This window comes from Actinomadura chibensis NBRC 106107, assembly GCF_001552135.1.
GTDB classification, from domain to species: Bacteria; Actinomycetota; Actinomycetes; order Streptosporangiales; family Streptosporangiaceae; genus Spirillospora; species Spirillospora chibensis.
Genome location: NZ_BCQP01000016.1, coordinates 41,091 through 53,379, shown reverse-complemented (window position 1 = coordinate 53,379; position 12,289 = coordinate 41,091). Strand labels below are relative to the sequence as shown.

General features: G+C 73.4%; 12 protein-coding genes. 9 read left to right on the top strand and 3 right to left on the bottom strand.

What is annotated here, in order from left to right:
- Positions 1–198 precede the first annotated feature (198 nt).
- Genes ACH01S_RS09370 through ACH01S_RS09360 form a run of 3 tightly spaced genes read left to right on the top strand, consistent with a single transcriptional unit; the run spans position 199 to position 3,163 of the window.
- Positions 199–1,260, top strand: coding sequence for an acyl-CoA dehydrogenase family protein (locus ACH01S_RS09370; RefSeq protein WP_067887972.1), 1,062 nt, complete (start codon positions 199–201; stop codon positions 1,258–1,260).
- Positions 1,261–1,262: 2 nt separating this feature from the next.
- Positions 1,263–2,459 carry an acyl-CoA dehydrogenase family protein gene (locus ACH01S_RS09365; RefSeq protein ID WP_067887969.1) on the top strand — a complete coding sequence of 399 codons (1,197 nt, stop codon included), beginning with the start codon at positions 1,263–1,265 and terminating at the stop codon, positions 2,457–2,459.
- 26 nt (positions 2,460–2,485) lie between these two features.
- The gene (locus ACH01S_RS09360) at positions 2,486–3,163 is read left to right on the top strand and encodes a TetR/AcrR family transcriptional regulator (RefSeq protein ID WP_067887966.1); all 678 of its coding nucleotides are present in this window, start codon (positions 2,486–2,488) and stop codon (positions 3,161–3,163) included.
- A gap of 22 nt (positions 3,164–3,185) precedes the next feature.
- On the opposite strand, the gene ACH01S_RS09355 is transcribed toward ACH01S_RS09360, so the two are convergent.
- Positions 3,186–3,704 carry a DoxX family protein gene (locus tag ACH01S_RS09355; protein ID WP_067887964.1) on the bottom strand — a complete coding sequence of 173 codons (519 nt, stop codon included), beginning with the start codon at positions 3,702–3,704 and terminating at the stop codon, positions 3,186–3,188.
- A gap of 90 nt (positions 3,705–3,794) precedes the next feature.
- A complete protein-coding gene (locus tag ACH01S_RS09350; protein WP_218010200.1) occupies positions 3,795–5,009 on the bottom strand; it encodes an amidohydrolase family protein in 1,215 nt (404 codons plus the stop codon).
- Positions 5,010–5,167: 158 nt separating this feature from the next.
- On the opposite strand from ACH01S_RS09350, the gene ACH01S_RS09345 reads away from it, so the two are divergent.
- From ACH01S_RS09345 to ACH01S_RS09325, 5 genes are all read left to right on the top strand, one after another.
- Entirely contained in the window at positions 5,168–6,049 is an 882-nt protein-coding gene (locus ACH01S_RS09345; RefSeq protein WP_067887958.1) for an acyl-CoA thioesterase, read from the top strand.
- 17 nt (positions 6,050–6,066) lie between these two features.
- The gene (locus ACH01S_RS09340) at positions 6,067–7,713 is read left to right on the top strand and encodes an AMP-binding protein (RefSeq protein ID WP_067887955.1); all 1,647 of its coding nucleotides are present in this window, start codon (positions 6,067–6,069) and stop codon (positions 7,711–7,713) included.
- A 14-nt stretch (positions 7,714–7,727) separates the two neighbouring features.
- The gene (locus ACH01S_RS09335) at positions 7,728–8,936 is read left to right on the top strand and encodes a CaiB/BaiF CoA transferase family protein (protein ID WP_067887952.1); all 1,209 of its coding nucleotides are present in this window, start codon (positions 7,728–7,730) and stop codon (positions 8,934–8,936) included.
- A 186-nt stretch (positions 8,937–9,122) separates the two neighbouring features.
- Positions 9,123–9,803: a TetR/AcrR family transcriptional regulator gene (locus ACH01S_RS09330; RefSeq protein WP_148344653.1), complete on the top strand. Its 681-nt coding sequence runs from the start codon at positions 9,123–9,125 to the stop codon at positions 9,801–9,803.
- A 157-nt stretch (positions 9,804–9,960) separates the two neighbouring features.
- Positions 9,961–10,857: an SDR family oxidoreductase gene (locus ACH01S_RS09325; protein WP_067887946.1), complete on the top strand. Its 897-nt coding sequence runs from the start codon at positions 9,961–9,963 to the stop codon at positions 10,855–10,857.
- Between the two features lie 80 nt (positions 10,858–10,937).
- On the opposite strand, the gene ACH01S_RS09320 is transcribed toward ACH01S_RS09325, so the two are convergent.
- Complete coding sequence (locus ACH01S_RS09320; RefSeq protein ID WP_169809236.1) at positions 10,938–11,834, bottom strand: VOC family protein; 897 nt, start codon at positions 11,832–11,834, stop codon at positions 10,938–10,940.
- Between the two features lie 138 nt (positions 11,835–11,972).
- On the opposite strand from ACH01S_RS09320, the gene ACH01S_RS09315 reads away from it, so the two are divergent.
- Complete coding sequence (locus tag ACH01S_RS09315) at positions 11,973–12,281, top strand: hypothetical protein (protein ID WP_067887943.1); 309 nt, start codon at positions 11,973–11,975, stop codon at positions 12,279–12,281.
- Positions 12,282–12,289: the final 8 nt, after the last annotated feature.

The window sequence follows — 12,289 nt, the reverse complement described above, 5'->3', positions numbered from 1 at the left end:
GGCACGAGTTCACATGGCTCTGATCGTTCCTAACAGGGCAGCTCAGAGGCCGAGGGTTGACAGGGCGGAGGCCCGCGAGGTATCCCTGAACAAGGTTCAGTTGCCTACCGGTCGTCTGGTAGTCCTACCGCGTTTGGGCGGAGTAATTCGACGGCCGGGGCTGCGCCGCGATTCTCGCTTGCTCACAGGGAGCCGATAATGGTTCTTGCGCTGCTGAACGATGAACAGCAGATGCTTCGGGAAATGATGGGTTCGCTGGCCGGTTCGGTGGGCGCGGGCAATCCGCGGGACATCGCGGAGAGCGATCGGGGAAAGGGCTGGGCCGCGCTCGCGGAGGCGGGCGTGCTCGGCCTCCGGGTGCGCGACGGGTCCGGCGCGCCGACCGGCTCCGGGGTGGAGGTGATGATCGTCGCCGAGGCGCTCGGCGGCGCGCTCGCCCCGCTGCCCTACCTCGGCTCGGCGGTGCTCGCCACCGAGCTGCTCGCGCTCGCCGGGGCGCCCGCCGATCTGCTCCAGCGCGCCGCGGACGGGGCCGAGCGGCACGCCGTCCTGCTCACCCGCGACCTGTCCGGCGTCGCCGCCGCCGACGACCTCGGCGGGGCGGTCGCGTTCGACTCCTGGGGCGCCGCCCACGGCCTCGCGCTGGCGGACGGGCGGCGGCTCGTGCGCGTCCCGCTGGACGGGGCCGCGAAGCCCCGTCCGGGCGCCGACCTCACCCGCGAGCTGGCCCGCTTCACCGGCCCGGCCCCGGCCGGCGCCGAGGAGATCGGACGCCCGCTCGCCCCCGCCGACCTCGACCGGTGGCGGGCGCTCGCGCTCACCGCCGTCGCCGCCGACGCGGTCGGCGCGATGCGCGCGGCGCTCGACGGCGTCGTCGCCTACTCCAAGGAGCGCGTCGCCTACGGCCAGCAGATCGGGTCGTTCCAGGCGATCCAGCACATGTGCGCGGACGCGCTCGTCCACTGCGAGGCCGCGTCCGCCTGCGTGAGCTACGCCGCCTGGGCCGCCGACGCGGCCGAGCCCGCCGACGCGCTGCTCGCCGCGCACACCGCGAAGGCCTACACCGCGTCCGCCGCGCTCGACGTGGCCGAGACGGTCATGCAGGTGTACGGCGGCATCGGGCACACCTGGGAGCACGTCGCCCACCTGTACGCGCGCCGCGTCCTGCTCGACCGCCAGGTGCTCGGCGACGCCGGGCACAGCCTGCTCCGCGTCGCCGATCTGCGCCTGGGCGAGGGCCCCGGGCCGGAAGAGGGTTGATCATGGATTTCCGGGACACCCCCGAGGAGGCCGCGTTCCGCGCCCGGCTGCGCGACTGGCTCGCCGCGAACGCGCCCGCCGACTACGACGCCGCCGCCGACCACGACGCGAAGGCCGCGATCCGCCGCCGCTGGCACCGCAGCCTCTACGACGCGGGCTACATGGGGATGGCGTGGCCGCGCGAGTACGGCGGCCAGGACCTCAGCCCCGTGTACGACGCGATCCTGAACGAGGAGGTCGGCGCGTCCGACGGGCCGCCCGTGCCGGGCCAGGTCAACTACCTCGGCCGCGCGATCTACACGTACGGGAGCGAGGAGCACAAGCGCCGCTTCCTGCCGACGCTGCTGAGCGGCGAGATCCAGTGGTGCCAGGGCTTCTCCGAGCCGGGCGCGGGCTCCGACCTCGCCGCCCTCCAGACCCGCGCCGAGCGCAACGCGTCGGGCGACTACGTCGTCAACGGGCAGAAGATGTGGACGAGCGGCGGCCAGTACTCCGACTGGTGCCTGCTGCTCGCCCGCACCGACCCGGACGCCCCGAAGCACAAGGGCATCTCGGCGTTCCTCGTCGACATGAAGAGCCCGGGGATCACGACGCGGCCGATCGTCCTCGCCGACGGCGAGCCGGAGACCAGCGAGGTCTTCTGGGACGACGTCGAGATCCCCGCCGACCAGATGCTCGGACGCCCCGGCCAGGGCTGGCACATCGCGATGACGACCGTCACCTACGAGCGCGGCCCCGCCGACGTCGGCATGATCTCCAACTACCGCAAGACGCTGCGCGCCATCGAGGAGGAGGCCGCCGCCCGCGGCCTCACCGCGCGGCCGGAGGTCCGCAGGGAGCTGGCCCGCGCGTACGTGCTCGGCGAGGCGCTGCGGCTGAACGTCGCGCAGCAGCTCTCGCTCCGCGTGTCCGGACGCGAGCCCGGCCCCGAGGGGTCGGTCGGGAAGCTGCTGTGGTCGCGGGCCGAGCAGTCGCTGTACCACCTCGCGCTGGACCTCGTCGGCGCGGACGCCGTCACCGGCGCCGCCCCCGACGTGCTCGCGGGCTACTTCCGCTCCCGTCCGATCAGCGTCTACGGCGGGTCGTCCCAGATCCAGCGGAACCTGCTCGCCTGGCACATCCTCTCCATGCCGCGCAAGAGCTCCCCGGGAGGTGCGGGGGGCCGTCCCGCCGCTGGGAACGCAGCCTCCTCGCGTTGAGGCGCGGCGGCGGGAGAATGGGGTCCATGCGCAAGTCCGAGGTCGGCGAGAACGGTCAGGCCCAGGCCCTGCTGAACGCGGCCGAGGAGCTCTTCACCGAGCGGGGCTTCTACGGGACGAGCGTCTCCGACATCACCGAGCGCGCCGGCACCAGCGTCGGCGCGCTCTACTACCACTTCGCCAGCAAGAACGGCGTCTACCACGCGCTGTGGTCCCGCTACATGGACGCGCAGTCCGCCCGGACGCGCGAGGCGGTGGCCCTGCTCCGGGACGCGGGCGTCTCGGACGGCCGCCGCCTGTTCCTCGCGGGCACCCGCGCGTACCTGACGAGCGCGTGGCAGCACAGCGGGCTCGTCCGGATGGTGTCGGACGGGGACGCGCCCGCCGGGTTCGCGGGCGTCGCGCGCCGGTTCAGCCAGCAGTGGGCGCGGCAGAACACGAAGCTGCTCCAGGCGAGCGACCCGCTGGGGGACCGGGCGCTGTCCTCGATCGTCACCGGCTCCATCGGCGGCGTCGCCCGCGAGGTCGCCGACTGCGAGACGGCGGAGGAGGCGGAGGCGCTGATCGCCAAGACGATCGAGATCTACGGGACGCTGCTCGGGCTGCGTCCCGTCCCGTCCAACGGGCTCTTCGCCGCCGAGCCGGTCGACGCCGAGCCGGTCGACGCTTCGCGGGCCGCCGCCGACGGCGACGGCCCGCGTTGACCCGCTCGCCCGGCTCCGGCGCTCAGGCGGCCTCCGCCCGGGCGCCGTCCGTCCGGGGCGCGGGACGGTAGCAGGCGGCGAGCAGCCCGGCCCCCGCGGCGAGCCCGCCGCCCGCGGCGACGAGCAGGCCCCAGCCGCCGAGGTCGAGCCCGGCCGCCGCGTCCAGCGACCAGTCGCCGGGCCCGGTGGTCGCCACCCCGGCCGCGACGACGGCGAGCACCAGGTTGTACTCCCATCCGTTCCCCGCGCTGAAGAAGCCGTTGGCCCGGTGGACCGTCCACGCCGCGACGAGCATGAGCCCGACGAACCCGGCCGCGGCGAGCGGCGTGAGCAGCCCGGCGGCGAACAGCGCGCCCGCGCCGAGCTCCGTCGCCGCCGCGGCGAGGGCGTGCAGCCGTCCCGGCCGCATCCCGATGCTCTCGAACCAGCGCGCCGTGCCCGGGATGCGGCCGCCGCCGAAGAACTTGTTGTAGCCGTGCGCCGCCAGCGTCAGCCCGACGACGACCCGGACGAGCAGGAGCCCCGCCGACACCTCGTCCATCTCCGTATCCTCCACTCGCTCAGAAGGCGCGGCGCGCCGCCGCCACGGCACCCCCGCGACGGCGGCGCGCCGCGGCGCGCCGGATCCGCGTCAGGGGGTCACCGCGGGCGGATCGGCGGGGGTGAAGCGGAACACGCGCTCGGCGTTGCCGCGCAGCACCTTGTAGGCGACCTGCGGGTCGACGTCGGCGAGGCGCTCCTGGGCCAGCTTGATGCAGTCCGGCCAGGTGGAGTCCGAGTGCGGGTAGTCGGTCTCGATCATGACGTTGTCCTCGCCGATGACGTCCAGGTTGCGGATGCCGTGGATGTCGTCGATGAAGCAGCCGAAGACGTGGTCGTGGTAGGTCTGCCGCAGGTCGAAGTTGTCGAGGTCGAGCGAGCCGATGGCGTGCTTGCCCTCCAGCGACCCGCCGAACGCCTCGCCCCGCTGGATCCACGCGCGCTGGTGGTCGAGGACCTGCTCGGCCCGCTCCAGGAAGTACGGGATCCAGCCGATGTTGCCCTCCGACAGCGCGATCTTCAGCGACGGGAACCGCTGGAAGACGCCGCTGAACAGCCATTCGAGGAGCGCGCCGGAGGTGCGGTTCGCGCCCCAGGTCATGTTGGCCATGAACGGCGAGTTCGGGCTGATCTTCGGCATCGTGGACGACGACCCGACGTGCATGCACACGATCAGCTCGGCGTCCTGCGCGGCGGCGAACAGCGGGTCCCAGTAGCGCTTCGGGTCGTGGATGGTCGGCAGCCCGAGCGGCGCCGGGTTCTCGGAGAAGGCGACGCCCCGCGCGCCCTTGGCGGCGGTCCGCTCGACCTCGGCGGCGGCGGCCTTCGGGTCCCACAGCGGGACGATCACGAGCGGGATGTACCGGCCGGGCGCCGACCCGCACCACTCGTCGATCATGAAGTCGTTGTACGCCCGGACGCAGAGCATCGCGAGCTCCTTGTCCTCCGCCTCCCAGAACAGCTGCCCGCAGAAGCGCGGCACGGACGGGAAGCACAGGGACGCGAGGATGCCGGCCCGGTTCATGTCCTCCAGCCGCGCGACGGAGTCGTAGCAGCCCGCCCGCATCTCCGAGTAGGGGATCGAGTTCGGCGTGAACTCCTCCTTCCGGCGCCCCGCGGAGGCGGCGAGCCCGGACGACGGCACCCGGCGGTCCTCATACACCCAGACCTCGCCGTGCTCGGCGTCGTCGACGAGCCGCGGCGCGACGTCCTTGTACTTCGCGGGGACGCGGTCCGTCCACACGTGGCCGGGCTCGATGACATGGTCGTCGACCGAGATCAGCCAGTTGAGATCGGGAGTCCGCATGGTGGTCATGGCAGTCCTCTCACGTGGTCCTCTCGCCAGTTTGTCAACCGGTCGTCCGGTAGTCAACGAACGGCGATTATCTACCGGACGACTGGTAGACACAGAGAGTCGCCGAGGTTAGGATCCGTGGCATCGCCCCGGGAACCTGGAGGTGCCGGATGGGCATCGTCGCCGACCTCGCCAGCGCACTCGACCTGGAGCGGCTCGACCCGGGCCGCTACCGCGGGAACAGCGTGGACAGCCCGGAACGGGACGTGGTGTTCGGCGGCCAGCTCGTCGCGCAGCTCGCCGTCGCCGCGGCGCGCGGCGAGCCGGGCAAACGGGTGAAGACGGTGCACGCGCTGTTCGCGCGGGTCGCGTCCAAGGCGAAGCCGATCGACTTCGAGGTCGAGCCCCTGCACTCCGGCCGGACGATGGCGAGCGCGACCGTCACCGCGTCCCAGGACGGACGGCTGCGCGCCCGCGCCAACGTCCTGCTCACCGCCGACGACGAGGACCTGATCCGGCACGCCGCGCCGATGCCGGACGTCGAGCCGCCCGAGGCGCTCGAACCCCTCACCGACCCCTACGCCGGACGCGAGCTGCGCGTCGCGGGCGGCGCCGACCTCAACGGCACCGCGCCCGCGGCGAACGCGGGCGACGCGGCCTCGACCGAGCTGGCCGTCTGGACGCGGACGCCCGGCGCGTCCGGGGAGCAGGCCGTCCTCCAGGGGATGCTCGCGCACGCCACCGCCGGTTTCCTCATCGGCGCCGCGATGCGCCCGCACCCCGGCCTCTCCGTCGCCGACGCGCACGACAAGTTCTCCACCGGCATCCTCGGCCACAGCGTGACCTTCCACGAGGAGGTCGACCCGGGCGACTGGATCCTGCTCGCGCAGGAGAGCCCATACGCGGGACGCGGCCGCTCCTACGGGCGCGGCCACGCCTTCGCCCGCGACGGACGGCTCGTCGCCTCGTTCGCGCAGGACAGCATCATCCGCGGGTTCGCGTCCCCGGCGGGGACGCGCGACGGCGGCCGGGACAAGGCGAGCGTCCTCTGAGCGGGAGGGGAGCCCCGATGGGATCGTTCGAGTTCGCGCCCGCGCCGCGTCCGGACGGGCTGACCGCCCGGTACGAGCGGCGGGCCCACCAGGTGCCCGTCTCGGTCGGCGCGCTCATGACCCGCAACCGCGTCGAGTTCGGCGGGCTGCCCGCCGTCTTCGACGACGGCGTCGAGCTGACCTGGCGGGAGCTGGTCGACACGGCCGGGCGCTTCGCCGGATTCCTGTCCTCGCGGGGCGTGGGCCCCGGCGACGTGGTCGCCTGGCAGGTCCCGAACTGGTGGGAGTCGCTGGTCGTCGCCTACGGGATCTGGGCGGCGGGCGCGATCAGCGCGCCGGTCGTGCCGATCTACCGCGAGGCCGAGGTCGCCGCGATCGTGTCCACGGTCCGCCCGGCCTGCGTCGTGACCGCCGCCGAGTTCCGCAAGTGCCGCCACCCCGAGCTGGTGGACGAGGCGTGCCGCATGGCCGGGTGGGAGCCGTCCGTCCGGGTCGTGCTGCGCGGGACGGCCACCGGCTGGACGCCGTTCGAGACGACCGTGACCGGGCGCGGCGCGATCGGCGTGGACGTCGACCCGGACGCGCCCGCGCTCATCGGCTTCACCTCGGGGACGACGTCCGGCGCGAAGGCCGTCGTGCACAGCACCCGCGGGCTCATCGCCTCGCCCGTCCGGTCGACCCGCGCGTCCGGCACCACCTGGACCGACCGCGCCTACATGCCCGCGCCGGTCGCGCACGCCACCGGGCTGCTGTCGGCGATCGCCGTCCCGCTGTACACGGGCGCGTCGGTCGTGCTGCGCGACCGGTGGGACGCCGACCGGGCGATCGACGACATCCGCGAGCACGGGGTCACGACGTCCGCGGGCGCCGCCGTGTTCATGAAGGAGCTGGTGGACGCGCTGGACCGGCGCGGCATCGACCGGCTGCCGCTGTCCGGCGGCTACCCGTGCGGCGGCTCGTCGATCCCGACCTCGCTGGCCGAGGCGTGCGAGGCGAAGGGCCTCGCCCCGGCCCGCGCGTTCGGCATGACCGAGTGCCCGGGCGTGACCGGCGCCAGCCCCCGGCTGGACCCGCCGCACATCAGGCTCGCGACGGACGGCTGGATCATGCCCGGCTGCGAGGTCCGCGTGCTCGGCCCGGACGGCGCGGAGCTGCCCGCCGGGGAGGCGGGGGAGTTCCTCGTCCGGGGGCCGCAGCTCGCGCTCGGCTACGTCGACCCCGAGCACACCCGGGAGGGCTTCACCGACGACGGCTGGTTCCGCACCGGCGACCTCGGCCAGCTCACCGCGCACGACGTCGGCGGCGGCGAGCCCCGCTACTCCTGCCTGGTCACCGGGCGGACGAAGGAGATCATCAACCGCGGCGGGGAGAAGATCTCCGTCCGCGAGATCGAGGACGCGCTCGTCCGGCACGCCGAGGTGCTGGACGCGGCGGTCGTGCCGGCCCCGCACGCGCGGCTCGGCGAGCAGCCCGCCGCGTTCGTCCTGCTCAGGCCGGGCGTGACGGTGGCGGACGAGGCCCTGTCGGCGTTCCTGCGGCAGGGCGGGCTCGCCCCGCAGAAGATCCCGCGGATCTGGCGGTACGTGGACGACCTGCCCCGGACCGCGTCCGGGAAGATCAAGAAGTACGCGCTGCGGGAGTCGCTCGCCGACCCGGCGGCCTGACGACGGAGGACGGGATGGACGGGATCTTCGACGGCGTCCGGGTGCTGGAGGTGGCCACGTGGACGTTCGTCCCGGCGGCCGCCGCGGTCCTCGCCGACTTCGGGGCGGACGTGGTGAAGGTCGAGCACCCGCTGCGCGGCGACCCGCAGCGCGGCCTCTCCACGGGCGGCATCACCCCGACCCTGGACGGGGTCAGCGTCACGATGGAGCAGACCAACCGGGGCAAGCGCAGCGTCGGCCTCGACATCGCCAGGCCCGAGGGCCGCGAACTGCTGCTGGAGATGGCCGCGCGCTGCGACGTGTTCATGACGAGCTTCCTGCCCGGCAACCGGGCCAAGCTCGGCATCGACCTGGAGGACATCCGCGCGGTGAACCCGGACGTCATCTACGTCCGCGCGGACGCGGTCGGCCCCGCCGGGCCGGACGCGGGCAAGCCCGGCTACGACATGAGCGCGTTCTGGGCGCGCAGCGGCATCGCGCACGCGCTCACCGAGGAGGGCGCGGAGCGCCCGACGCGGCAGCGGCCCGGGTTCGGCGACAAGACCGGCGCGATGAACCTCGCCTTCGGCGTCGCCGCCGCGCTCTACCGCCGCGCCACCACGGGCACGCCGTCCGAGGTGGACGTGTCGCTCCTCGCCACGGCGCTCTGGGTCAACTCCAGCGACGTCGTCTACTCCAAGGCGATCGGCGGCGACTTCAGCCGCCGCGAGGTGAAGGTCCCGAACCCGATCTCGCACGTCTACCGCACCGCCGACGACCGCTGGATCGCGCTGCTCATGCTGGAGTCGGACCGCTGGTGGGGGCCGCTGTGCCGGCACCTCGGCCGGGACGGCCTCGCCGCCGACCCGCGATTCGCCACCGCCGCCGACCGGACGGCGAACAGCGCCGAGTGCGTCGCCGAGCTGGCCGCGGCGTTCGGCTCGGCGACGCTCGCGGAGTGGCGCGAGCGGCTCGGCCCGGTGAAGGGCCCGTGGGAGCCGGTGCAGACGCTGCCCGAGGTCCTGGACGACCCGCAGGTCGCCGCGAACGGCTACGTCACCGACGTCAAGCACCCGACCGGGCAGGACATCACGCTCGTCCGGGCGCCGGTCCGGTTCGACGGGCGGCAGCCCGAGCTGCGTCCCGCGCCGGAGGCCGCCGCGCACACCGAGGAGGTCCTGCTGGAACTCGGCCGCGACTGGCCCGAGATAGCCCGCCTCAAGGAGATCGGCGCCATCGCCTGAGCCGACCGGTCCGCAAGGCGGCCTCCGTGCCCCGCGGTCGCCCGAGCGGGCGTCCGATTTGCGCCCGCGCGCCCCGTGGAGGCGGCGTCCGGCCGAATTGGGGCGCGGGCCGCGTGGGCGCGGGACATCCTTGTCCCGGCGCTTTTGGAACGATGCCCTTGGTAGACTGTGCGGCACGCCGAATCGATGAAGGGAATGATGGTTTTGAGCGTGTCCCAGGGGCGCCAGCGCGGCGCCGCCAAAACGCGCATCGCCGGAGAACAGCGATGGGAAGAGATTGTCGAGGCGGCGGCGAAGATCTTCTCGCAGAAGGGCTATGAGGCGACCAGCCTGCAGGACATCGCCAATACGGTGGGGATCCTCAAGGGCAGCATGTACTACTATTTCAAGAACAAGGAAGACCTGCTCTTTGAATTGGTGCAGCGGGCGCTCGCCGCCCACCAGCCCTCGCTGGTGGAGGAGCCCGAGGTCGCCGAGGCGCCCGCCCCCGTCCGCCTGCGCGCCTTCATCCGCCGCTGGATGGCGCTCAACCGCAAGCAGCGGCTCTGGCGCGGCGTCGCGGAGAGCGAGTTCAGCCGGCTGCGTGGCAAGCGGCTGAAGGAGGTCATCGCCGAGCGCGACAAATTCAGCGCCTTCGCCAAGGAGATAATCGAGCAGGGAATGCGCGACGGCGACTTCGACTCGGGCGTCGACCCGAGCGTCGTGACCAGCACCCTGTTCGAGCTGATGAACACCACGCCGCGCTGGTTCAAGCCTTCCGGCCGGCTCTCCTACGCCGAACTCGCCGACTGGTACGCCACGTTTTTCATCCGCGGCCTGGGCGGTTCCGACGAGCTGGCCGCCGCCGCGTCGTCCGAATCCGCGTAATTCTCTTCCCCGGTACCGCCCGGCCCGCCGGATAAACCTTTCCCGGCAATTGGATATCCACCAGACGGTTGGTAGTCTAGCAGGGCCCGGACGGGCTCCGGGGCGGGTCGTCCGACCCGCCTTCGGCGGGTCTTGCGACGAGTAGAGGAGTACGGCAGTGGCGAGCATCTGCGAGGGCCGGGTTGCGGTGGTCACCGGCGCGGGACGGGGGATCGGCCGGGGGCACGCGCTGGAGCTCGCGCGCCAGGGCGCCCGGGTCGTGGTCAACGACCTCGGCGGCGACGTGCACGGCGCGAACCCCGACTCGGCCGCGGCGAAGGAGGTCGTCGAGGAGATCGTCGCGGCCGGGGGCGAGGCCGTGGCGAGCGGCCACGACGTGTCCACCGCGGACGGCGCCGCCGGGCTCGTCCGGCTGGCGCTCGACACCTTCGGCGAGCTGCACGCCGTGGTGAACAACGCGGGCATCCTCCGCGACCGCACCATCCTCAACATGACCGAGGACGAGTGGGACTCCGTCCTCGCCGTCCACCTGCGCGGCACGTTCCTCGTCACCCGCGAGGCCGGGCGGCACTGGCGGGAACGCTCCAAGGCGGGCGCCCCGGTGGACGCCCGCGTCATCAACACCTCGTCGGTGTCCGGCCTGTTCGGCAACACGGGGCAGAGCAACTACGGCGCCGCCAAGGCGGGCATCGCCGGGTTCACGATCATCGCGTCGCTGGAGCTGGCCCGGTACGGGATCACGGTGAACGCGGTGTCGCCGTCCGCCCGCACCCGGATGATCACTCCGCGCGGGCAGGAGCGGATGGCCGCCCGCGAGGACTTCGACCCCTTCGCCCCCGACAACATCGCGCCGCTCGTGACGTGGCTCGCCGGCCCCGATTCCAAGGACGTCACCGGGCGCGTCTTCAACGTCCACGGCGGCCGGATCAGCGTCCTCGAAGGGTGGCGCGAGGGCCCCGTCATCGACAAGGGCGCGCGGTGGGAGCCGTCCGAGCTCGCCGTCGTCATGCCGCACCTGGTGGCGAAGGCCGCCGCGAACGTCTCCCTTCGCTGACCCCGGCCTCCGCCGGTCCGCGGCCGCCGCGCGGCCGTGCCGCCGTCAGGAGGGGGGACGGCGGCACGGCCGCGACGGGCTCAGCCCCCGGCGGGCTCCAGGGCCGCGGTCTCGGCCAGCCGCAGGACGGCGCCGAAGCAGTCGTCCGGCTCCAGCAGCAGCTCACCGGACGACTCGTCCGCGATCCGCACCCCGCACGCGCTGAGGTGCTTGCGCGCGGCGGCGAGCGACCGGACCTTGAACGTGACCGAGTGGAGGATCTCGCCGTTGCGGGCGAGGTCGCGCCCCGCCGGGCCGCGCTCGCCGTCCGGGCGGGCCAGCTCGATGACCGTGTCCGCGCCGACGAGGACGAACGCGCTGTCGGCGCCGTCCGTCCCGGCGCCCCGGCGCAGGACCTCGCCGCCGAGGGTGCCCGCGTAGAAGGCGACGGCGGGCTCCAGGTCGCGGACGACGACCGTCAGGTGCGAGACGCGCTCGACGCCCAGCGGGTGCCCGTCGCTCCAGTACCTGGTCGAGAACCCGGGACGGAGCCGGGGGTCGACCAGCCCGCTCACGGCCCCGGCGTCCACGAACTCGATGGCGCCGTGGCTGTCCCTCGGATGGGTGTAGAGGGAGCCGGGGAACTCGCCCGACTCCATGTCGCCGCCGCCCGGCCCGGTGACCCGGACGCCCGCCGACCGCAGCCGCTCGTACAGGCCGCGCAGGTCCGTGACGTACCAGGCCAGCGAGTGCAGGTGCTGGCCGAACCTCGCGTAGAACCGGCCGACGGGCGTCGCCTCGGCGCCCGGCAGCCGGCTGGACATCATCGGCTCCATCACGAAGTCGGCGATGACGACGAGCGAGGCGTCCCGCTTCTCCACGGCCAGGTGGCCCTTGTAGAAGCGCTCGACGCCGAACACCCGGTCGTACCAGTCGTCGGCGGCGTCCAGGTCGGACACCATGTGGATCGCGTGGTAGAACCTGCCGATCTCGAACAACGTTCCGCTCCCTCTCCTCGCCCGGCCCTGGCGATTCCGCTCGCCCGGCCCTAACATATCTACCAGACGGTTGGTTGTTTACAGAGTGCCTGATGTACTGCCGTAGACCGGGTTCGCGCCGGTCGGGGAGGGTCTTCCATGATTCTGAGAATCGGCTCGCGGCTGCGCAGCGCGGTGTGCGAAGCGGAGGTCGTGGTGGTCCGGTCGAGCGGCGGGGAGGTGGACCTGCGGTGCGGCGGGCGGCCGATGCTCGGGATCGACGAGCCCGCGCCGGAGGGGGCCGCGCCCGACTCCGGCTTCGCCGCCGGGGTGCTGCTCGGCAAGCGCTACGTCGACGCGGACGGCAGCTTCGAGCTGCTGTGCACGAAGCCGGGCGCCGGGTCGCTCGCCGTGGCGGACGAGCCGCTCGGGATCAAGGACGCCAAGCCGCTCCCGTCCTCCGACTGAGCGGGGCC